We start from the raw sequence: 21490 nt of genomic DNA, 5'->3' as shown, positions 1-21490 counted from the left end.
CGTTAATCTATTAAATTCAATTCGATGATTCCGTCTATTTTACAATCCTCGATCCCGATACACTCCAACAGAGCCGGGATGCGTACAAGAGGTTTGGCCGGGTTGAAGTCGTAGCGGCCCGAAATCCGACCGTTGAGAGAGCTGATGATCCTACACAGCGACAGCACGATGTTGTAAGACCTTTGAGGAGCCTCCAACAGGATACAGCCGCTGATGGTCCGATACGCCTCGTCCGTCTTGTCGTTGTACTGCCGGGCGGCTCGGTCGTCGATCTTGCGAAGCATCGACCACGCGACGCCGTGAGCCTGCGAGACCAAAGTCTGAGCCTGCGTATAGCGGCGTTTGGTTTCATGGTGGAACAAGCCGGATGCCGTGAGTTCGGACTCAAGGTCGAGCATCGCGTAGTTCAAGCAGCCGACCAGCGTAAGCATCCGCACCGCGAGCGGCACGTACCGCTCGTCTTCCGGCCGAGGACCCCGCGCGAGCAAGCGAGTGTTCATCCAGGCCGTATGTTTAATCAACATTGCCTGGCGGTAAGAAAGGTTGGTCATATAATCAATGCGTTTTACCCATAGTGAACCACTCGGCAGAATGAAGCCAGTGATAAAATTGTCGTTTTGTCATTTATCCAAATAATTTTGAACTGCCGTTATAGCTTCATTCAGTGTGCGAACAAGTACATACTTGTTTCCAACCTGTTCAAAAGATTTCTGCCATTGTTTTTGTGCTGGGGTCTGACGACTTCCTTTTACTTGGGTCTTAAATTCCAGTCCCAGTACACCAAACCCATCTCGGGGAACAAGTAACAGTAAATCCGCCGCTCCAGCCGTCATCCCTTCAGCTTTCATGATGGCCGCCTCGGTTTTACTTCGCAATCCACCATTGGGCACGCTCGTCAAATTCAAAGCATACTCGGGGTATTGAAGCCGGAACCAACGTACAAAAGCGCGTTGGATGTTCGATTCAAGGTGTTTCATTTGCGTAAACTGTTTCCATTAAAAGCGACCCGATGGCATAGATACTTGATCCGGTCGTATATCCGATCTCCATATCGGTCCTTGATCGCTTCGCCTGTAAGGTTCGAAGATATGAACAGAAGCGTATCGGGATTGTCCTGTGCCTTGTTGATGAGTTCTACGACCAGATTACGTCGTGTCCCGAACTCTACTCGGTCCACCTCCACGCCCATATCGTCCAGTGTGATAAACTTGCGTTTAATTACGTCGTCGATATTGACACTCTGTGACCCGCAGTCCACGACCGTTACGATCCGGTTGGCGAACTTGCGTAGCAACATCGGAATTGCGTAGCGGACCAACAGCGATTTCCCGCGTCCGCAGTTTCCGAACAGTAGTAACCCTTTTCCGTTGTTTGCCGACAGCCATTCCGCTACCTTGTCGTATTCCGGCAACCAGACAAACCGTTCGCCCATAGCTCCCAGAACTGCGGACATCGCAGTCACCAACTCTTCTTTCGCATTCGGAATACTGAAGGTGAAACGGGCGCAAGGCGTAGGATTACCTTCGATTTTCAACTGTTTCAGGATTTCATCGTAGTTCATTGTCAGAAGTCTTCATACGTTTGGCCCGGTTGGGCGTGATAGTCCGTTGCCGGATGGCGATTTGCCGAATTGTCCTGGTCATGTGGAGGGAACAGCCCCGAATAGTTGTTGGCGATCGAGAAGTCCACGATACGGCGAGCTTTGGCCGCATCGTTGCCCGAAAGCGTCAGCAGGCGTACATAGCAACGCTGTAATCCGAGCGGTCGATAGGTCTGTCCGCGTTCAGACTTGTAAGCAAGCCAATCCGCCATGATAGGCTGGAACGCAGGTTCGACAGCCGAGAGATCTATATTACGCCTGGATTTTTTCGGGAAAAAGTCGTTTAACCACGTTTGGAAATAAACATTTTTCGCAAATTGAGCGCTGCGTTGCAATTTAACATAATCTATAACCAGTCCCTCCGTCTTTTTGCAAAAGTCCTTGTAGTCATCGGTAAGCGACTTGCGCTTTCCCTTGAACTTATCCCACAACGTCACAAATTCAGTCGGAATATAATCTTCTTCCCCCTCGGGGGGATATAAGGGGGGATTATTTATATCTTCGACGTAAGGAGAAGATATAATACTTTTCTTTACTTCGCGGCAAAATTCCGGAGTATTCGGCGATTCTTCCGGAAGTTTGGCTGTTTCTTCCGGAAGAATGCGGCAAAATTCCGGTATTTCAAGATTCTTGCGTTTCGCTCGTATGCAAGTGTCAATATATCGCCTTTGGATGGCTGCCGACGTTATGATCCCACGAGAGAGCAGTTCTTTATTGAAAAGACCCACAACACCGCAGTACCGAACAATCTCCAAAACAACCGACTCCTTTAACCTGAGGTATTCAGCCACGTTGAAGGCAGTACTTTCGTCCCACGCAGCAAAACAGCCTTTTACCCGGTATATATTACATAGCAAGTAGTCGTAAACCGCAATACCGTCACAACCGAAAGCCTTAACAAGCCGCCTTATCCGAATATCCAAATATCTATCCGTATCGACGCTGTAATAGCTTAATCCGACCCTAATATTGGCCATATCATTGTATTATTTCGGTGGTTTATCAAACACTTCAATCATCTTCTTTATTTACAATTTTAAGCGTTCTTTCTCGTAACTTATCATAGTCCGAAGGTTGTCGCACTGATGCTTGCAAGATGCATTGATGCGGTCCAACCACTTTTCTAAAGCATTCAGCTCCGAAGCAGAACTGTTCACCAATTTTGTCGCCAACGATGGAGACAAACTGATAATCGTTTCTTTTTCATCGTGAAACAACCTGGCCACCGCAGCGTCACGCATTCCGACAACCTCACTCAACAATTCACCGCTGCGAGCGTAGTAAACACCCAGCTGGTCCAAACGCTCTATCATGGCTTCGATATTGGGATTATTCATACATTCAAGAGCCATCTGAATATTCCGAGCTTCCTTCCGTATTTGTTCGATTCTTTGCATGGCGTTTAATTATTTTTTTATACAGGATTCTACCCATACGGATAGCATTTAGTCCTCGGATAGTCGAGGCATCGCAAAACTCCAGGTCACGCAGAATACGTACTATTTGCCGAATCTCCCAAGACTTGATTTCATAACCGATCATGGGATTCCGAATATTAGAATGGAAGATCATCTACCCTATCTGCCAAAGGCATATCCGCGATATTCTCCACTGTAACCGGTGCCGAAGTGAAGTTTATGGCCTTACCCCGGCCGATATAAACACGAGGTGCTTTCGCCTCTCTCTCCTCTTTAGTCTGACGCATAAATACCGAATGGGTATTTTCGTAGGAATCCGGTTCCCGGAACTGCGAAACGCATACGGCGATATACTTCTTGCCATTATTGGCAACTTTGATCTGGTCGCGGGGAATATCCGAAACGCAAATCGATACATTGATAAGTTGTGACATAGCTACGGTTGTTTTTTGAATGTTGTTTTGATACTCGTTTTACTACTTCGAACGGGCGGGTAAAGCATCTCACCCGTTTCGGGATCGGCAAGCCCGGAAACAGGCAGTTGTCGAAGCATTGTTTCTCGCTCTTTAATGTCAGCTTTCAAGGATTCAAGAGTTGCGTACATATCATATAACTTACTGTCACCGCAATCCGCATAATCGTATTTGACACCGACCTCGGCTTCTTCCAACCGGCAATCCCCGAATTGGTGCGATTTCCCGTATTGGGATAATTCGCGGAGTGTGATGTCCCGGATCTCTTCATTATCCTTGAACGCCTTGATTGCCGCTTCCATCCTGCTGATATTGATATGGGCCGTTATCGGGTCAATATCCCCGTTTACGACAGCCCTGACCGCCCGAGAGGTCAATTCACTGACCGAGGCCGTTTCACAGAGCAATAATGAATTATTTTCCATGCCGAGCCATCTTATAAGAATTGAACAAAGCCGCATAACGTTTAAGCACGTCAGTATCGGCGTCATAAGATTTCAGAAGACGTGCGGCAATATCGAAATCTGCCGCATAGCCTGAAGCGGTCCATAAGTCATAACCCCAATTAAGCAGACAATCGCACTTGATCGGATCGTCAAGCATATCTGTCGTAATCCGATGTTTTGTCCGGGGCGTATCGGGCCGGGCCGAAGCGAGAGGGTCCGGAGCAGCTGCCGCGCATTTTGCTGACATATTGCGCGATTTACCCTTGAATACATCGGCACCAATCCCGAGCCAGGACCCGATCTTTGTCAAAGCATCGGTTGTAGCCCCCTTGTGGGCATCACCCAAATCTGAGTTATCGTTACCTCCATAACATTCATAATAGATACCATATTCAGGTATCTCGAACGTTACCTTGACAACCACCATCTTATTGTCACGGGCAACCTGTTCGGAGCGGACACGCCAGCTACCTACTCCGAACACGTCATTCAGACGCTCGGTAACGTAGATCGCTTTGATCGTGGACAAGTAGTTCTTTGTCGGATGCGGCGATATTGCCTCTGAAGGCAGCGGCCGATCCAGTAATCTTTTCTGTTCTTCGGATATTTTACGCAGTTCCATATTTTCAATCTCTATCGGTTATCACTCGTGATGCGAACTTTTTAGAATCGCTATACCGCATCATATATTTGGTTTCCTTGCGTATCTCGGCAGTCGAGAGTTGCCTATTCCAAGAACCCGAGGCAACAATGTTTTGCGGGCGGTCGATTTCGTAAATCTCGATTCTCGTTTTCATTTGTTTCACATGTTTTATTCGGTTAAACAGATATATTCCTTGAGTTTGCTGAATTGAAAATCGTTGATCTTCTCGTCACCTTCGGGCGTATAACTGTGAAACTCCCACCAACCCGAACCCAAGTCATCGACGACCTCCATACTGCCTTCCGGGAATCGGACCCTCTTACGATACACCCAAACAGAGCTGTCCGTAAAGGTGTAACTATTGCCGTCCTCATCCTCCCAATCGATCTTTACATTTGACAGACAATTACGATCACCGAGCATATCCTGAAGTATTCCGGCCACCTGCCGATAGATTGCAGCTCCGATCCGAAAATAAGGGATTTGATCCGATGGAGCGGGACATTCGGACTTACTTGTCGCTTGCAGTCCCTTATCCCACTCGATACTCGGATAATCGATGTACTCGTCATACATCCGATGGCATGATACATTGCCTTTTGTTGTGTGCAAGTCTGTATTCATCGCTGTTCGAAAATTTCATTCAACAGATAGCGGGTGATCCGCATACGCCGGGGCCTGGACAGCACCCAGTTGAACACCGCTGCGATCGGTGCGATCACAACGGCAAGCGTTATTACGTGTGCCATAGCTGAATTGGTTATTTGACAACTCGTTGTTTGATAATGATGCTGCCGATACGGCCGCATACATAGTTGTCGTAGAACTCCGTAACGGCACGTCCTATGGCCATCAATGGATGGAGCTCATCATAGACGCGAGATACCTCGACCTTGTGATCGTCGAGTGTTGTGCCGCTAATATTAACAAGATAGGTTTCGGGATGCTCTGAAAAGCCAACTCGAAAGAGATGAGTTCTGTACAGATACTTGTAATGGATTTGTTGCTGTACGTCGAATACAGCCGGAGTAAGGGTACTGTTATTCACCTTACTACTCGTGTCGGTCTTTGGCATTTAATTGAACACAAGTTAGTTTAACAAAAATGTACAAAAAGAGAGACGCGCCCCCTAATCTCGCCAAAGACCCACGACTACGTAGAGTAGAAGTGCAACAGGGACACGCCTCAAATAGCGTTCGTATGTACTTGTAATCACGTTACCGTGAGTCTTTGGCAAGGCAAATATACGAAATCATTTTTTATCTTGCAATAACAAATAAGAAAAAGGCATCGAAATCGACACCTTTTCAAAGTTGATGTAGGAATTTACTATGATTCGAACATCTCGTGAAACTTGACTATTCTGTATGCAACGGGCTTATTTTGTGACGTTTCCACTTTAACGTCCACCACATATACCGAGGTTAGTGGATTGTCTTCTCCGTACAACATCATCCGCTTTATATTTTCATCGTCAAACAATACTTTCATTGCATGACCCGGGAAAATACTATCAATAACACCTCTGTTCTTGGCATTGTTTTTTATGTCGCTGCTGGCCTGCTGCCATGTCATTAGCACATTCTTGTGGATGTCGGTTTGCTCGTGTGCCGATAGTTTATCTATTTCTTTCCTTATGGCATTTTGTATTGCATTAGATTCAATGCTATCCACTTGCAATCCGACGTTTATATTTCCATTGATATATGTCCCAATATTGATTACAGCTCCATTATCCGCCGCAATCGGATTTACTAAATTGCCGAAGTCTCGGCAGTCGGAAATCGTCAAGCCCGGATTATCAGCTCTTTTCCCTAAAAAGTATTTTATCGCATCTTTGCAATATCCGACAAAACCAATGATGGAATTGGCATTTTCCATAAACGGCAACACGGCAACTGCCAGAGTATCGATAAGCTCCACGATAACGCTCCCATGCCGAATCTCTTTAACATATAGCTTTGCATCGCTGTTTATGTTTTGTTCGGGATGCTTTTTGAGGTAAGCCACATACTGATTATTCAACGCGACGAGAGAACTTGTTAAATCCAGCAGTTCCATCGGTTGCGTATCCTCAATATGAATATGTAGCCTAATATCCTGCATAACATCTGAGTTATTCATATTTCCAAAGATACGAAAGTTTTTCATTATGCAAAAAACATACTTTTATTATGCCGACTATGAGAAAATTACGATAAGTCCTATCGAATTTCTACCCGATAGACACGGGGTCGGTTTTGGAGTTTATATGCCCGGCGGCGGGACTTGTCGATCATCCGGCGCACCTTGCTCTTGAGGCGGTACCACGCACGCCAGAGGCGGCCCGCAAGCGTGCCCCACAGACTTTTGACTGTGCTTTCGGAAAAGAAGGTTTGCATGTTGGTAAAGATTTACTTGTGGATGATATTTGCTGTTATTCTGCTGCTTCGACAAACTCGCCGCCTTTCAGTTGATAGAAAACATCCTCCTTGAGCGATTTCCCATCGATCTGTGCAGACCTTACGCACACTGGTTTCAGATCCTCGCCATATTCAGCGAGGGTAATCCAGCTACCTTTCTTTGCCTTTATTTTTGAATCTATACCTATGGCTGCTACAACAGCATTGTTACCTTCGCTTTCGATCTTTGCGAGGTCGCCCGAGGAGCCGATCTGTGCGTCGTCGCCCGAGGAGCCGATCTGTGCGCCGTCGCCCGAGGAGCCGATCTGTGCGCCGTCGCCCGAGGAGCCGATCTTTGCGCCGTAGCCCGAGGAGCCGATCTTTGCGCCGTAGCCCGAGGAGCCGATCTTTGCGCCGTAGCCCGAGGAGCCGATCTGTGCGAGGTCGCCCGAGGAGCCGATCTGTGCGCCGTCGCCCGAGGAGCCGATCTGTGCGAGGTAGCCCGAGGAGCCGATCTGTGCGCCGTCGCCCGAGGAGCCGATCTGTGCGCCGTCGCCCGAGGAGCCGATCTTTGCGTCGTCGCCCGAGGAGCCGATCTGTGCGTCGTCGCCCGAGGAGCCGATCTTTGCGCCGTAGCCCGAGGAGCCGATCTGTGCGCCGTAGCCCGAGGAGCCGATCTGTGCGTCGTCGCCCGAGGAGCCGATCTTTGCGAGGTCGCCCGAGGAGCCGATCTGTGCGTCGTCGCCCGAGGAGCCGATCTTTGCGCCGTAGCCCGAGGAGCCGATCTTTGCGAGGTCGCCCGAGGAGCCGATCTTTGCGAGGTCGCCCGAGGAGCCGATCTTTGCGCCGTAGCCCGAGGAGCCGATCTTTGCGAGGTCGCCCGAGGAGCCGATCTGTGCGTCGTCGCCCGAATTAACATTGTCGGTCGGACCCTCTTTGATGCACTTCTCGTAAATGAAATCTATACCAGCTTTAATGAATCCTTTGAAATCGAGTTTTGCCCCGATGTGAATCTTTGTCGTCGCCGTTTTATCCGAGTCGGAATGACATCGCCCCAAAGCTGTTACATGATGCACAGGGATGAACTTGCATTCATCATCCAGCATATCACGATAGCTAAGGACAGAGAACGGTGATTCGCAGAAATGAAAGCCTCGATTACAAACTTTCAACTCAACATCCTCTTCGTAAGTCTTGCCCTCCTCGAATTTGAAGCCCAGGCAGGTCATATCTGCATTGAACCCTTTAAATCCATCGATATGTTTTTCTTCGCCGAACTCTTGCGGAAGCACCACGTTATCGCCGAACGAGACGCTTTTGAATACTTCCACAATCTCTTCGACCGAGAATCCAGCGATGCCGCATCCGATCTTGGTTACATAGAAAACCTTATCGGTATTGTACCGTGTATAGTCTGCGAATCTCCGTACCGATCGCGTCAATTCCTCGGTAGACACCTTGTCCATCTGTTCATCGAGCGTAGGGATAGCGTAGGACTGGCCCTGTAAGCCCTCGCCGTGCCCCATGATCGCGCCGAACTTCTCGACCGCGACACGAGCTGCGCCGCCAACGTGGTTACCGGCCTTATTACTGCCGAATACAAAGACCTCGTTCTGTTTTAATTTGGAAATGTTCTCTGGGGTAAATACTTTGTTTGACATTGCACGTAAATTGTTTTGATTAAAATTTGCACCCTGTCGTCATCGAAGACCACGACTGAATCGCAGGGTATATCGCTACCGGCTCCCCGAATTGCTCCGGATCGTCGCCTGCTTTTTGGTATTGATCGGCCTAATATCCGCCCTTCTGCGCCAAGTCGCTCGCCGGGTTTTACATCCCTTCGGATGGTTCTCGTATTTCAATGAACCGCTTATTCGTTCCAGCCTTTCTGCCTTGCGGCCGGGGTTTATGGCAGGCTTTAGGACCCCTACGGCTTCCGTGCCGTCCTTTGCGCCCGCACCGGGACATTCAACCCGATACGGACTTTGAAAATCCGCGCCCGGAAAGGGCAAACTCAACTTAATCTCAAACTCTTAACTAAACTCTGAAAAATCGGGCGCGGGTTATTCGTGGTTATCGAACCAGCTGGCACGATTGCTTTGTGAGGCAACCAGTTCTATGCGCTCTACTAATACACGACACTTGCTATTGCGGGTTCCGTCTTTGATTATCTTGATCAGCCCCTCGGCAGCCCACCGATCGACCGTACCCCGGCCGAATTTCCGGTAGCATTGTGTGAGGGTGTAGTATTTCGCATCGTCGGCCAGCTCCGCCCGGGCCATACGATACCCGGCAGCGTAAGCGGCGGCTATCTGCTGCAAGTGCAGTCGGTCGAGAGGTTCGTGGTTCATGGTATTACGATTTACGTGTGATTTTGATAACGCCAATTACATCTCTTGCTTTCAGTTCTCCGGAGAATATGTCTTTGCTAAAAACAGCCCCTCCACCGGAACCTGGAACATCTCGGCAAGAATGGCCTGCCGTCTTTTGCTCGGCCTGCGATACCCGCCTTTCTCCGGATCTGTTATCCACGACTGAATCGTCCACATACTCACTCCTAATCGTTCCATAATCTCATTGGCCCGGCGGCTCTGTTCCGAAGGCGTGAGGGAGTGCCATATCTCCCCGAATGTCTGGTTGCTCTTCTTCGTCTCCATCATATTGCTATCCTTAATCTCCGAAATACTGTCCCGGCCGCGCATCGGCATAATAGTCCAGGCATCCCGCCGCGAAAGCCATACTTGCTGCAACATTGTGTTCTCCGGTCGTTTTAGGTGCGGAGGCTTCCAAAGTGCGTCCTTCGATCATCGCGCGGATGTTAGCCAGCTTCTCGTTATTCCATGCTTTGCGCAAGGCCTCCGCGAAATTTTTCACCATTTTCACCCGGAACATATACCAGGCATTCAGCATGATCTTCGATTTGTTATACACGGCCTTCATAATCAATATTATTTGCTATATTTGTGTTGTTGTATTGTTTGACAATGCAAATATATGCAATTTGCTTTAACAAACAAAGTATTTTGCATATATTTTTAAATCAGACAAATTAAAATCATATTAAAATGGCAGATTTTGAGGTAAATAGGCGATTAAAAAAAATTATTAGAGAGGTGTATAACATCTCACCATACGCTTTTTCTCAAAAATACAATGATAAAGGAGGGGTGAAAACTTCTCAAGTTTTACGCGAACGCAACGGACTTTCAAGCAAATTACTTGAACAAATATTAGAAGCATATCCCGAAATTAACCGTATTTGGCTCCTCACCGGCGAAGGCGAGATGCTTCGAGAAAGCCACAGCACATCTCCGGTCGGCAATGCTGCCACCAGTGCTGACAAGAGTGAAATGCAGCAAACGCAGGGTTCTCCCGCGCCTACAACCGAGAATATTACTAATCTTATAGCGATCACTCGTGAGGCGATGGCAGTCATAAGAGAGCAGAGTGCCCAGATGAATCGGTTAATTACACAAGTCGAGCTGTCGAATGCCCGTTACGATAGGCTGTTTGCGTCGATTTCAGGCGTTTCTACAGGCTTTCCAGCAACTCCGACAGATCTGGGGGTCAAAAATCCCCCCCCCATAAAATCGGAGCTAAAATAATGTATATCAATGAATTACAAAAATATATTGTAATTCAGACACCTGATAATAAGCATTCAAAGAAGAGTTAAAAAATAGGAGCCGATGCAAATTTCAGATTGAATTACTATTCAATGAACCTTATGATAGCCAAACTACAAAAAGGAGACATTAACATTGCCGACGTTTTTCTAAATGAATTATCAAGAAATCCGGCCTATTTTAATATGGATGCCGTCAAAACATTAATCCCAAATGAAGAACAACGGATGCGAATACTGCGCGTTCTTGAAGATCATATGGTCATTGAAATAAAAGGGGGGGGGTGGAATATGGTTAAAAGCTGCGGCTAATTTATCAGTGTGTAAAGACCAGGGAGGATGTGCAGTCATCTATAACGAACAACGCAAACAAGAAGAACGGGATAATTTAGAACTTCGCAATTTAAAAATAAGTAGGCGCGAAGCGCATTGGGCTATTGCATTAGCTATCATATCTATTTGCGCCTCTCAATTTTGGGGACACACTATTTTTGAATGGACTTGGATTGCAATGCAAAAAATCAGTAAATTACTTTTTTAATCTGTCTTGATTCAATATTCTACACAGAACATTGTTTAATCCAGTATAAGTATCACCTGTCAATTCAATATTAGTTCTGCCCCAAAAACGAACAAGATAGATCAAATACACAATCAACGCGATAATCACGAATAGCAAAATATAAATCCCGATCATAAACTTCTTTTTTACAAACCTCGGAACTTTCGGCACAACTTCAAAAAAATAGCCTCATTATTTTGCGGGGGGGGGAATTTTGTAACTTTGCAGCACCTAACTTAATATTACATTAATCATGAAAAAAATTTTATTATGGGGAGGGGTACTTGGCATAATATTAAGTATGACCTCTTGTTACAGCACACGGGTCCTGCATGGGAATGTAAAGCCTAATGAACCTTTGGTACAAGTAAATCAAGAATGGAACCACCACTTGATTGGAGGATTAGTGCCGGTCGGTAAAAATAAACTCGAAGCCGCAGAATACGTGAACAATGCGGAAGATTTCGTAGTAAAGACTAATCATAACTTCCTAAACCTGTTGGTTTCATGTATAACATGCGGTATTTATACACCAACGCAAACTAAATTTTATATTCCGCTACGTGATGTACAAAATACAGCACAAGATGGAAAAATCAAATCAGACAAATAAAAATTCACCCCGGTCATAGACCGGGGTTTTATGAATAAAAATAATAAATAGAATCAATCATCAAATACTTTTCGCACACTTACTGATCCTTTCTGAAAGATCAAGCAAAGCGCTTCGTAAAGTTTCTTTTTCTGCTTCGTTAAAATCATCCGGTTTGCCATTATTCACACCATCCATTTTATGATAAAGCCACGACCGGGATTTGCCGAAGTACCGCTCCGATATTTTAGCCCACGATACATCTAATAAAATATCGGACATTTTCTGTTTTACCGTTTTTCGGTTTTGTTTCACTAAAATTTCCATACGATCTATTTTTATACCTCCGGCCAATTGGTCGGAGGTGATTGTTTAATCTCTGTCTAATAATTCTTGCAAAATCATCTCAATATACCATTCTTGTTCCTCCTTTCCATTGGGATATGCCTTATGGTAATTACGAATAGATTCTATCAAATCCCACTCTTTTTCTGTTAGCTCTACTTCCATATCATATTTCGTGTTTGGTATTACAAATATAATACACTTTTGCGTATTATACAAATATTTCTACATCATTTTTTCATTCCGATTGAAAAATGTATATTTGTATCGTCAAATCTATATGCAATACAAATATGTCTGTAGTATCAGATATTTTGTATCTATTACATACAGTTAAATTTAACTGCGTCGAGTTCGGTAAGCGGAAACGCCCGACGGCTTGCATATAGGGCCGGACAACTCGTAACGCAGTTTTTTATTTGTCAAACCTATATGAAAAAGCACATCGAACGTATGAGCCGCATCGAAGCGGCAATTAACCCCATGTACTGCGTCCCCAAGCGCAGCGACCTATCGTTAATCGGGTCGGCTTTCGAGGCCGCAGGTTTCCGTTGTGTCCGGATCCGCACCGAATGCGAGGCCGAGCACCGCACAAAAGGTGGTGATCCCCGTCGGCACGGGATGCTGATTCTTGATGGCGACCGCGTGATTCTCGAAATCATCCGAAGCAAAAAAGCAGAATGTAATACTGCGGGACCCACCGTATAAGGTTATTCGAAATTACAAAGAGAAAGACCGAGGCAGAATTGCAGGCCAAAGATAAAGAGTAAAAAAGCCCCCGGAGTGATCCGGGGGCTGCCGTTTCCAAATAGGTCGTCGTCAAACAATAACTACCGGTAACAGCAATTCGTCACAACACAATCGAATAGAACGGCGCCGCGAATTTGTGCAACGCCTCGATAATCTTACGACGTTGTGCCGGGCGTGGTTTACTTTTATCATTGGCATAACGTCCCAACTGGGCGGCTGGAATACCGGTCAGCTCCGCCAGCTTGGTGTCCTTGATGTACTCTCGTGCATATTTCAATGCGCTAACCGCGTCATACTCCAGTTCGATCTCATACGCTCCGTCCAAATATGCCTTGTAGGGAAAACCCATCTCTTTGGCCGTTTTGATATAGAGTGCAACGCCCTCTTTCATGTCGGCAACGGCCGCCTTGACGGTATCGCCCATTCCAGCAAACATATCCTTTTCCATCATGGCCGAAATCGTTCCGTCCGATGCCCATTCGATGATAACCTTTACCTTTTCCATAAATCGTGTGTATTTATTTCGTTTCCGGTTGCCCGGGGAGGGGGGGGGCTTATTTCAGCCCCATCTCCCGGATAAACCGCCGTGCTATTCCTGAACCCATTTCTTTCGAGCCGTGAAAAGGAACCGAAACCGTTTTGCCATCCTTTTCATAAATTACGTGGCTCCCTGCCTGTCGGATAGATCGCCATCCGTTTTTTAGGATTAGGCGGTGCAACTCACTTGATTTCATATTACCCTTTGTTATTGTTTGACAGTACAAAGATAATGCAAAATATATCATTATCCAAATAAATAGTATATTATTTTATACTTTTATAGGTAATAATTAGTATTTACTTTTTCACGTAATCCAAAACGATGCGGTTGTTCGTGTCGTTGCGCGTGAACCGGCGGTGAATGTACCCCCGCGTGGTCTTGAGACTTTTGCCGCTTTCGAGGCCGGTAGCTGCCCCGACGTGATTCAGTGCCAGCGCGATGTCGGCCTCCGAGATCCCGCACTCCTCGGAGGCAAGGGTGGCCCAGGTGTGGCGGATGTAATAGGTACTCAACGGCACATCGATACCCAAGTGCGCGGCAAGCTGTTTGCAGCCCGCATTCACGTTGTGGTTGAACTCCCGAAAATTGGCATACATTTTATAGAACGAGAACAACCGTCGTTTGTCGGGGTCGCGATACTTGTGGATCAGTGGCAGCGCCTCCGGTTCGATCTTCACGGACATTAGCGCCTCGTCCTTGCGGCGGGTGGCTGTCTTCTGCCGGTGGTAGGTGATCCGGCCATCTCCGAGTTTGGCGTCGTCTCCGAACAAGTCGGCGGTGTTCATGGCCAGCAGGTAGAACGAGAGCGCCAGCACGTCCCGCGCCAGCTGCATGCGCTTGCCCGGGACCGCCTCGGCTTTCAGGATCTTCACGAGGTCATCCTCGGAAAGATCGCGTTTCTCCGGTTCCTCTTTCACCTCGACCTGTAATTTCTTACTCCCGAACGGCCGGTGGGTAATTAGAACCGTTTCGGCGTCCTCGTCGTTGTAGTAGTCGCATGCCGCATTAAATAGGGTGTGAATGTCGGCCAAATAGTCCTTTACCGTTTGCGCCTTACACCCGGGGCGCCGCACCGCCACCTCTTTGCCGTGCTGGTTCGTTCTCGTCTGCTCGTGCGGTTTCTGCATGTATTCGACGAAACCCTGCAAGTTCTTAACGTTGATTTCCTTGACGAATACGGTGGAACGCCCGAAATAGTCGGTTAGGTTGCGAATGACGGCCTCAAATCGTCCGGCCGTCCCATTACGCCCCTCGGCCCTCAACGCCTTAATATGGCCCTCGCAAAAGGCAATGAAGTCGATGCCCGCACCGCCGTCCGTCGTCGTGTACTTTTCGATATAGTCCGCCAACTCGCGGGCCGTGTATTGCGAGAGGTTCGAACCGAGGTTCCGCAGCAGGATATTTTCGTACTCGATGATGTCACGGTCGATCATCCGCACAACCTCGGTGTCCTTGATGGTTTTGAAGTCTGTCGTGATCTGTTTACGCGAAACATAGACGTCGGTCGGCATGTAAACCGACTTGCGATTATGCGTTATTCGAATCGAAACACGAAATTTCCCATCACGGCGCTGGTGATGCTTGAATACGGTGGGCTTGTAGGTTGGCATACTTGTGTGGCTTTGCAAAACATTCGTAAAACAAAGCTACATATTTCTCACGAAATATGTGTAAGAGTATGCAGAAAAAGAAAACCACCCGTATAGGTGGTTTTCTCAAAAATGCCCTCTATATGCGTTTGAGGCCGTTTTTTACTTGGTGGAGAATATCGGAGTCGAACCGATGACCTCTTGCATGCCATGCAAGCGCTCTAGCCAACTGAGCTAATCCCCCGTTAACGGGACAAATATAGTGAAATTTTCCAAATCCTCGAAAAACAGAGTCGATTTCCCTGAAAAATTCGCTCCGACAGTCCGCTCCTCGCAGAAAAAACATATCCCCAAAGAGGCAACGCCAGTCTGTATGGCAATGTTTTTGCTCTGAATTACAACGATATGAAATTCAATCATAAACCGGTCCGGCATTTTCTGCATGCCGACAAAAAACGATAGGATATGGACAAGAAAAGACTGACCTCCGAAAACGGGAAACCCATTGCCGACAACCAAAACATCCAAACCGCCGACGTGCGCGGCCCCGCCATGCTGCAAGACGTATGGTATCTCGAAAAACTCGCCCATTTCGACCGGGAAGTGATCCCCGAACGCCGCATGCACGCCAAAGGATCGGGAGCTTTCGGGACCTTCACCGTGACGCACGACATCACCAAATACACCCGGGCCTCGATCTTTTCGCAGGTGGGTAAAAAGACCGACTGTCTGGTCCGCTTCTCGACCGTAGCCGGAGAGCGCGGCGCCGCCGATGCCGAGCGCGACATCCGGGGCTTCGCCATGAAATTCTACACCGACACGGGCAACTGGGACCTGGTAGGCAACAACACGCCGGTCTTCTTCCTGCGCGATCCGCTGAAATTCCCCGACCTGAACCACGCCATCAAACGCGATCCGCGCACCGGCATGCGAAGTGCCAACAACAACTGGGATTTTTGGACGCTCCTCCCGGAAGCGCTCCACCAGGTGACGATCACGATGAGTCCGCGCGGCATTCCGGCCTCGTTCCGCCATATGCACGGCTTCGGCAGCCACACCTTCAGCTTCTACGACAAGGACAACAAGCGCACATGGGTCAAATTCCATTTCCGCACCCTGCAAGGCATCAAGAACCTCACGGACGCCGAAGCCGAGGCGGTCATCGCCAAAGACCGGGAGTCGAACCAGCGCGACCTGTTCGAAGCGATCGAACGGGGCGATTATCCCCGCTGGCTGATGCAGGTGCAGCTGATGACCGAAGAGGAGGCCCGAAACTACAAAATCAATCCCTTCGACCTGACCAAAGTGTGGTATCACGGCGATTTCCCGCTGCATGACGTGGGTATTCTCGAACTGAACCGCAACCCGGACAACTTCTTCGCCGAAATCGAACAGGCGGCGTTCAACCCTGCGAACGTCATCGAAGGCATCGGCTTCTCGCCCGACAAGATGTTGCAGGGGCGGCTCTTCTCCTACGGCGACGCACAGCGCTACCGGCTGGGCGTGAACAACAACCTGATTCCCGTGAATAAACCCCGCTGTCCGTTCCACGACTACCACCGCGACGGACAGATGCGCACGGACGGCAATTACGGAGCGACGATCCCCTACCAGCCGAACAGCTACGGCGAATGGCAGGACAGCCCGAACCTGAAAGAACCGCCTTTGGAGGTGAACGGTGCCATCTACAATTACGACGAACGGGAACTCGACAGCGACTATTTCACCCAACCGGGCAAGCTCTGGCGGCTGATGTCGGCCGAAGACCAACGGGCGACGTGCGAGAACACGGCCCGCGCGATGGGCGACAGCGCCCTCTTCATCAAACAGCGGCACGTGCGCAACTGCTCCTACGCCGATCCCGAATACGGCAAAGGCGTGGCGAAGGCATTGGGTATCGACTATGAGGAAGCCCTGAAAGCGGAGGACCCGGCACACCCGACGTGGGATCCCCGCAACAAAAAGTGATTCGCAGCAGACGCACCGAAAGGAGGTTCCTCCATTTCGTTAAGATCGCTACAAAATCCCGGATGAATATGTATTCATCCGGGATTTTACGCAATACGTCCTCTTCACCCTGTCCGAACGCCCCGCAAAACAAGGCCCGTCCGGCACGAACGGCCCGACGCGAAAAGCCTCATACGATGGGATCGATGACGCCTCCGCCTCCGCCACTCTTTCCGGCTCCGCAGGCTTTCTCCCCTCGACAACGATACTTCGAAAAATGCCAGCCGACACCTTGCTCCCGGCGACAACATCGACAGGCCGGTCCGCACAAGCGGATCGGTTTCCTTGCAAGAGGCAATCAAGGACGGTATTCCAGCATCGTTCCGGGACATTGGACATACCTTTACGGGGTCTTGGCCGGCTCCGTAAAATACAATGCCGGACTGCGATCCCGCACTTTCGGGAGCCGCAATCCGGCGCTGCGAATTTCAAAAGGCACTATGCCTGCGGCGTATCGTCGCCGCCTTTATTGCGATTACGGTTGCGATTTCGGTTACGACGACGCCCCCGGTCCCGGCTGCCGCGATTACCCTCGCCACGACCTTCTCCGTGGCGGGACTCCACATTCGCAGCCGCGACGACACCTTCTGCAGGTACCGGACCGGCACTCTTCGCACCGTCGCGTCCACGGCTCCGACCACGTCCCCCGCTGCGTCCGTTTCCGCCACGGCCCGACCCACTGCGTCCCCGGCGGCCGCCATGACCGGAAAAAGCGGCGGGGTTATATTCAGGGCCTGCACCTACGGCTTCCGGCAAGGACAATTTCGGAATCTCCCGCTCGATAAACTCCTCGATACGGTGGAATTTACCCTGCTCCTCCTCGTTCACGAACGTAACGGCCCGCCCCGTAGCGCTGGCCCGCGCCGTGCGGCCGATGCGATGGATATAATCTTCGGGATCGTGCGGCACGTCATAATTGATGACCATGCCGATATCCTCGATGTCGATACCGCGTGCGACGATGTCCGTCGCTACGAGAATCCTCACTTTATTATTCTTAAAATCGAGCATCACCTGCTCGCGTTTCTCCTGATCCAGATCGGAGTGCATGGGAGCCACGTCGAGCTTCATACGCTTGAGCGTATGGGCCAACTCCTTGACCTTTTGTTTGGAAGAGGAGAAAATGATCGTCTTGGACTCCGAAGGCCAGGAGAACATCTCGCGGACGATCCCCAGCTTTTGGCCCTCGTAACAGATATAAGCACCCTGTTCGATCGCCTCGTTGGGCTTCGAAATGGCGATATTGACCTCGGCGGGATCGTTCAGAATCTGCTTGGCCATCTGCCGGATCTTGGGCGGCAGCGTCGCGGAGAACATCAGCGTCTGCCGCGATTTGGGCATATAGGAAACGATCTGCATAATGTCGTCGTAAAAACCCATATCGAGCATACGGTCGGCCTCGTCCAGAATCAGGTAATCCACATGCGAAAGATCGACGCGGCTGTTCATAAGGTGCGAAATCAGGCGTCCGGGCGTGGCGATCACCACATCGGCACCCATTTGCAGGCCGCGCTTCTGCTGGTCCCAGCCGCGGCCGTCGCCGCCGCCGTAAATTACGGCGGTAGAAACGGGCATATAGTAGGAAAAGCCCTGGAACTGCATGTCGATCTGCTGTGCCAACTCGCGCGTGGGTACGATAATGACCGATTTCACGACGTTCTTCTCATTGCCTTCGAGCAGCAGCCGGTTCAGCAGCGGCAGCGTATAGGCAGCCGTCTTGCCCGTACCGGTCTGGGCGCAGGCGATAATATCGCGCCCGTCCAGAATGATCGGAATGGTCTGCTCCTGCACAGGAGTCATCTCCTGAAAATTCATGGCGTCGATGCCGTCCAGCACCTCGTCTTCCAGATCGAGTTCGTCAAATCTCATACTATGCGTTTTCTTTCTTTTCCAATTATTACACTTCAAACGGGCGGGTTCTTTCGACCAACTCTCCCTGCAACGTCGCCGACGAGGAGGCGGTCACCCGCACCCGCACGTAATCCCCGATCCGGCACTCGCCGCGATCGAAGACCACCACCTTATTCTGCGACGTACGTCCGAAAAGCTGCCGGTCGCTGCGCTTGGAAGTACCTTCCACCAGAATTTCGAACTCTTTGCCGACATCGCGGGCGTTGCTTTCGGCCGAAAGCGTATTCTGCAAGGCGATGATTTCGTTCAAACGGGCCGTCTTGACCGAATCCGGCACATCGTCGGGCATGTGACGTTGAGCGAACGTATCGGGCCGCTCGGAATACTTGAACATATAGGCGAATTCATACCCCACCTCCCGCATCAGCGAAAGCGTCTGCCGATGATCCTCGTCCGTTTCGCTGCAGAATCCGGCGATCAGGTCGGTCGTAATCGCGCAATCGGGCATATAGCGGCGGATAGCGGCGATGCGGTCGAGGTACCATTCGCGCGTATATTTGCGGTTCATCTTCTCGAGCATCCGCGACGATCCCGACTGGGCAGGCAGGTGGATGCAGCGGCAGATGTTGGGTTTCGACGCCATCACTTCGAGCAGACGGTCGCTCATGTCCTTGGGATGCGACGTTGCGAACCGAACGCGCAACAGCGGCGAAATTTCGGACACAAGGCGCATCAGCTCCGGAAAATCGACCGCTCCATAACGATACGAATTGACGTTCTGTCCCAACAGCGTCACCTCCCGGTAACCGTTCTCGAACAGGCAGAGGGCTTCGCTCAGAATAGTCTGCGGATCGCGGCTGCGCTCCACGCCCCGCGTATAAGGCACCACGCAGTACGAACAATAGTTGTTGCACCCGCGCATGATGGCGATATAACTGCTCACGCCGTTGCGATCGAGCCGCACGGGAGCGATTTCGGCGTAGGTTTCCTCGCGGGAAAGCAGGACATTGACGCCCCGGCCGCCTTCGCCCGCTTCGCGCACCAGGCGGGGCAGGTCGCGGTACGCATCCGGACCGGCGACGATATCCACGGGGTTCTCCCCTTCGAGCAGCCGTTCCCGCAAACGTTCGGCCATACAACCGATAATACCGACGAGCAGTCCCGGCCGGCGGCGGCGCAGATGAGCCATCTCCCGCAAACGTCCCCAAATGCGCTGTTCGGCATTATCTCGGATCGAACAGGTATTGATCAGAACGACATCCGCCTCCTCGATCTTGTCGGTATAGACATAGCCCTCCTGCTGCATGATCGCAACGACGATTTCCGTATCGCCGACGTTCATCTGACAGCCGTATGTTTCGACAAAAAGTTTACGGCCCGCACCCTGCAGCGGACGCAAAGTATTTATCTTCTCGTTATTCATAGTTGCAAAACCGGACTCGCCCGGTAAAATTAGGACCGAAAAACGGGAATCGACGATCGCGGTTCCCGTTTCCCCGGTATTTCTGAAAATTACTGTGCCTGAATCGCACCCGCTTCCGGGAAAGGCTTGAAGCCCTCTCCGTAGGTATCGTAGGCATCCGTAACCACGAAGAATGCTTTCGGGTCGATCTCCTGTACCTTACGCTGTACCGCATGCACCTCCTTGCGATCGACCACCAGGAAAATCATATCCTTTTCCTCCTCGGAGTACATACCCCGTGCCTTGATAAAAGTAGCGCTGCGTTCCAGATCCTCCAGAATGAATGTCCGGAGTTTTTCGTTTTCATCGCTGATGATGAACAGCAACTTGTCGTACGACGCACCGTCGATCACCCGGGCTACGACCCGCGAACAGATGAAGATCGTAATGAGCGAATAGAGTGTCAGCACCCAGCCCGAACCCGAACTATCGCCCGTACCAAGACCGAAACCGATCACCACCAAGCCAGAAAGGATCACCACGCAATCCGCCAGGAAGATACCCGTGGAAAACTTGATGCCCGCATACTTCTGAAGCAACATGGCGATAATGTCCGTACCGCCCGTGGTAGCCTGTGTCCGCACGACCATACCCTGCCCCACGCCGATAACGACCGCACCGATGATACAGGTCAGCAACAGATCGTTCGACAAGTTGAGCGAACCGCCCAGCAATAGCGCCGGATCGAGATTGATACCGTCGGCCGTAAATGCCGCATCGGAATAGACCAACCGCGTCAGGATATTCATAAAACCGGGCGTGAACAGCGCAGCCACCACCGTCCGGGCGCCGAACTGTCCGCCGAAAACCAATACGGCGGTAATCATCAGCGGCACGTCGAACATATAGCCGAAAGTACCGACCTGGATCGACGGGAAAATATTATGCAATACGATGCCGGCGCCATAGACTCCGCCCGGAACGAAATTGTAAGGATTGATAAAAAAAACGAAACCGGATCCCATGATCGCACAACCGACAAACAACTGAATCCAGGAACGCCACCAGGCCCAAGACCCCATCGGCTCCAATAAAGCTTTCGTATTGATCATAAAATTAACTATTTTAGAGCGGTTAATAATTGATTTAATTTTGCAAATATACGAAAAACTCCCGGATTTCCCGTTCGCTTCGGACTATTTTCCCCAAAAGCCGCAGTATTTAAATTTTTTTCGTTTATATTTGCATATACAATCCTGACAAAT

29 protein-coding genes and 1 tRNA gene are annotated in these 21490 nt (G+C 49.8%); 5 read left to right on the top strand and 25 right to left on the bottom strand.

Annotation, left to right across the window (positions count from 1 at the left end; translation table 11 throughout):
- Positions 1–2: 2 nt before the first annotated feature.
- The 16 genes from ALIPUT_RS00650 to ALIPUT_RS00585 form a co-directional block, all read right to left on the bottom strand.
- Positions 3–551, bottom strand: coding sequence for a hypothetical protein (locus tag ALIPUT_RS00650; protein ID WP_004327641.1), 549 nt, complete (start codon positions 549–551; stop codon positions 3–5).
- A gap of 69 nt (positions 552–620) precedes the next feature.
- Entirely contained in the window at positions 621–977 is a 357-nt protein-coding gene (locus ALIPUT_RS00645) for a PDDEXK family nuclease (RefSeq protein WP_004327640.1), read from the bottom strand.
- Positions 974–1561 (bottom strand): hypothetical protein, encoded by a 588-nt coding sequence (locus tag ALIPUT_RS00640; protein ID WP_004327639.1) that lies wholly within the window; start codon positions 1559–1561, stop codon positions 974–976. The genes ALIPUT_RS00645 and ALIPUT_RS00640 overlap by 4 nt, the downstream gene beginning before the upstream one ends.
- 2 nt (positions 1562–1563) lie before the next feature.
- Positions 1564–2577, bottom strand: a complete 1014-nt coding sequence (locus ALIPUT_RS11945) for a DUF4373 domain-containing protein (RefSeq protein WP_004327638.1) — start codon at positions 2575–2577, stop codon at positions 1564–1566.
- A 51-nt stretch (positions 2578–2628) separates the two neighbouring features.
- On the bottom strand, positions 2629–2997 hold the full coding sequence (locus ALIPUT_RS00630) for a hypothetical protein (protein WP_004327637.1): 369 nt from the start codon (positions 2995–2997) through the stop codon (positions 2629–2631).
- Positions 2998–3155: 158 nt separating this feature from the next.
- Positions 3156–3452, bottom strand: coding sequence for a hypothetical protein (locus ALIPUT_RS00625; RefSeq protein WP_004327635.1), 297 nt, complete (start codon positions 3450–3452; stop codon positions 3156–3158).
- Positions 3453–3454: 2 nt separating this feature from the next.
- Positions 3455–3916 carry a hypothetical protein gene (locus ALIPUT_RS00620; RefSeq protein WP_004327634.1) on the bottom strand — a complete coding sequence of 154 codons (462 nt, stop codon included), beginning with the start codon at positions 3914–3916 and terminating at the stop codon, positions 3455–3457.
- The gene (locus ALIPUT_RS00615) at positions 3906–4559 is read right to left on the bottom strand and encodes an RAD52 family DNA repair protein (RefSeq protein ID WP_004327633.1); all 654 of its coding nucleotides are present in this window, start codon (positions 4557–4559) and stop codon (positions 3906–3908) included. Before ALIPUT_RS00615 ends, ALIPUT_RS00620 begins: the two co-directional genes overlap by 11 nt.
- Positions 4560–4748: 189 nt before the next feature.
- A complete protein-coding gene (locus tag ALIPUT_RS00610; protein WP_050751417.1) occupies positions 4749–5204 on the bottom strand; it encodes a hypothetical protein in 456 nt (151 codons plus the stop codon).
- Positions 5201–5329: a hypothetical protein gene (locus ALIPUT_RS13225; RefSeq protein ID WP_004327630.1), complete on the bottom strand. Its 129-nt coding sequence runs from the start codon at positions 5327–5329 to the stop codon at positions 5201–5203. The genes ALIPUT_RS00610 and ALIPUT_RS13225 overlap by 4 nt, the downstream gene beginning before the upstream one ends.
- Before the next feature lie 580 nt (positions 5330–5909).
- Positions 5910–6731 (bottom strand): hypothetical protein, encoded by an 822-nt coding sequence (locus tag ALIPUT_RS00605; protein WP_004327628.1) that lies wholly within the window; start codon positions 6729–6731, stop codon positions 5910–5912.
- A 53-nt stretch (positions 6732–6784) separates the two neighbouring features.
- Complete coding sequence (locus ALIPUT_RS12945) at positions 6785–6961, bottom strand: hypothetical protein (protein ID WP_004327626.1); 177 nt, start codon at positions 6959–6961, stop codon at positions 6785–6787.
- Positions 6962–6996: 35 nt separating this feature from the next.
- A complete protein-coding gene (locus tag ALIPUT_RS12940; protein ID WP_004327624.1) occupies positions 6997–8622 on the bottom strand; it encodes an A1S_2505 family phage non-structural protein in 1626 nt (541 codons plus the stop codon).
- Between the two features lie 402 nt (positions 8623–9024).
- Positions 9025–9312 (bottom strand): hypothetical protein, encoded by a 288-nt coding sequence (locus ALIPUT_RS00595; RefSeq protein ID WP_004327622.1) that lies wholly within the window; start codon positions 9310–9312, stop codon positions 9025–9027.
- A 51-nt stretch (positions 9313–9363) separates the two neighbouring features.
- Positions 9364–9621, bottom strand: a complete 258-nt coding sequence (locus ALIPUT_RS00590) for a hypothetical protein (protein ID WP_004327620.1) — start codon at positions 9619–9621, stop codon at positions 9364–9366.
- Between the two features lie 10 nt (positions 9622–9631).
- Entirely contained in the window at positions 9632–9901 is a 270-nt protein-coding gene (locus tag ALIPUT_RS00585) for a hypothetical protein (RefSeq protein WP_004327618.1), read from the bottom strand.
- 125 nt (positions 9902–10026) lie between these two features.
- On the opposite strand from ALIPUT_RS00585, the gene ALIPUT_RS00580 reads away from it, so the two are divergent.
- From ALIPUT_RS00580 to ALIPUT_RS12265, 3 genes are all read left to right on the top strand, one after another.
- Positions 10027–10566 (top strand): hypothetical protein, encoded by a 540-nt coding sequence (locus ALIPUT_RS00580; protein ID WP_004327617.1) that lies wholly within the window; start codon positions 10027–10029, stop codon positions 10564–10566.
- 122 nt (positions 10567–10688) lie between these two features.
- The gene (locus tag ALIPUT_RS00575; RefSeq protein ID WP_147554493.1) at positions 10689–10898 is read left to right on the top strand and encodes a hypothetical protein; all 210 of its coding nucleotides are present in this window, start codon (positions 10689–10691) and stop codon (positions 10896–10898) included.
- A 503-nt stretch (positions 10899–11401) separates the two neighbouring features.
- Entirely contained in the window at positions 11402–11761 is a 360-nt protein-coding gene (locus tag ALIPUT_RS12265; protein WP_081443352.1) for a Bor family protein, read from the top strand.
- Positions 11762–11821: 60 nt separating this feature from the next.
- Here the strand turns inward: ALIPUT_RS12265 and ALIPUT_RS00570 are convergent, their stop codons facing one another.
- Together ALIPUT_RS00570 and ALIPUT_RS12935 are read right to left on the bottom strand one after the other, a co-directional pair.
- Positions 11822–12067 carry a DUF5053 domain-containing protein gene (locus ALIPUT_RS00570; protein WP_004327614.1) on the bottom strand — a complete coding sequence of 82 codons (246 nt, stop codon included), beginning with the start codon at positions 12065–12067 and terminating at the stop codon, positions 11822–11824.
- Positions 12068–12112: 45 nt separating this feature from the next.
- Positions 12113–12250 carry a hypothetical protein gene (locus ALIPUT_RS12935; protein WP_004327613.1) on the bottom strand — a complete coding sequence of 46 codons (138 nt, stop codon included), beginning with the start codon at positions 12248–12250 and terminating at the stop codon, positions 12113–12115.
- 267 nt (positions 12251–12517) lie between these two features.
- Between ALIPUT_RS12935 and ALIPUT_RS00560 the strand changes: the two genes are divergently transcribed.
- The gene (locus tag ALIPUT_RS00560; RefSeq protein WP_004327611.1) at positions 12518–12793 is read left to right on the top strand and encodes a hypothetical protein; all 276 of its coding nucleotides are present in this window, start codon (positions 12518–12520) and stop codon (positions 12791–12793) included.
- Positions 12794–12935: 142 nt separating this feature from the next.
- Here the strand turns inward: ALIPUT_RS00560 and ALIPUT_RS00555 are convergent, their stop codons facing one another.
- From ALIPUT_RS00555 to ALIPUT_RS00545, 4 genes are all read right to left on the bottom strand, one after another.
- Complete coding sequence (locus ALIPUT_RS00555) at positions 12936–13340, bottom strand: helix-turn-helix domain-containing protein (protein ID WP_004327610.1); 405 nt, start codon at positions 13338–13340, stop codon at positions 12936–12938.
- A gap of 49 nt (positions 13341–13389) precedes the next feature.
- Complete coding sequence (locus ALIPUT_RS13320; RefSeq protein WP_022460571.1) at positions 13390–13569, bottom strand: type II toxin-antitoxin system HicA family toxin; 180 nt, start codon at positions 13567–13569, stop codon at positions 13390–13392.
- A gap of 103 nt (positions 13570–13672) precedes the next feature.
- Entirely contained in the window at positions 13673–14986 is a 1314-nt protein-coding gene (locus ALIPUT_RS11940; protein ID WP_081443351.1) for a phage integrase SAM-like domain-containing protein, read from the bottom strand.
- A gap of 146 nt (positions 14987–15132) precedes the next feature.
- Positions 15133–15209, bottom strand: a tRNA-Ala gene (locus ALIPUT_RS00545).
- A gap of 221 nt (positions 15210–15430) precedes the next feature.
- On the opposite strand from ALIPUT_RS00545, the gene ALIPUT_RS00540 reads away from it, so the two are divergent.
- The gene (locus ALIPUT_RS00540; protein WP_004327608.1) at positions 15431–16933 is read left to right on the top strand and encodes a catalase; all 1503 of its coding nucleotides are present in this window, start codon (positions 15431–15433) and stop codon (positions 16931–16933) included.
- A 477-nt stretch (positions 16934–17410) separates the two neighbouring features.
- Here ALIPUT_RS00540 and ALIPUT_RS00535 read toward each other — a convergent pair whose 3' ends face one another.
- The 3 genes from ALIPUT_RS00535 to ALIPUT_RS00525 all read right to left on the bottom strand — a co-directional run bounded on the left by ALIPUT_RS00535 (position 17411) and on the right by ALIPUT_RS00525 (position 21334).
- Complete coding sequence (locus ALIPUT_RS00535; protein ID WP_004327607.1) at positions 17411–18841, bottom strand: DEAD/DEAH box helicase; 1431 nt, start codon at positions 18839–18841, stop codon at positions 17411–17413.
- A gap of 28 nt (positions 18842–18869) precedes the next feature.
- Positions 18870–20246 carry a tRNA (N6-isopentenyl adenosine(37)-C2)-methylthiotransferase MiaB gene (gene miaB, locus ALIPUT_RS00530; protein WP_004327606.1) on the bottom strand — a complete coding sequence of 459 codons (1377 nt, stop codon included), beginning with the start codon at positions 20244–20246 and terminating at the stop codon, positions 18870–18872.
- Positions 20247–20335: 89 nt separating this feature from the next.
- The gene (locus ALIPUT_RS00525) at positions 20336–21334 is read right to left on the bottom strand and encodes a YitT family protein (RefSeq protein WP_040293272.1); all 999 of its coding nucleotides are present in this window, start codon (positions 21332–21334) and stop codon (positions 20336–20338) included.
- Positions 21335–21490: the final 156 nt, after the last annotated feature.

This window comes from Alistipes putredinis DSM 17216 (assembly GCF_000154465.1).
GTDB classification, from domain to species: Bacteria; Bacteroidota; Bacteroidia; order Bacteroidales; family Rikenellaceae; genus Alistipes; species Alistipes putredinis.
Note: the sequence above shows the minus strand (reverse complement) of the source record. Positions and strands in the feature narration are given on the sequence as shown.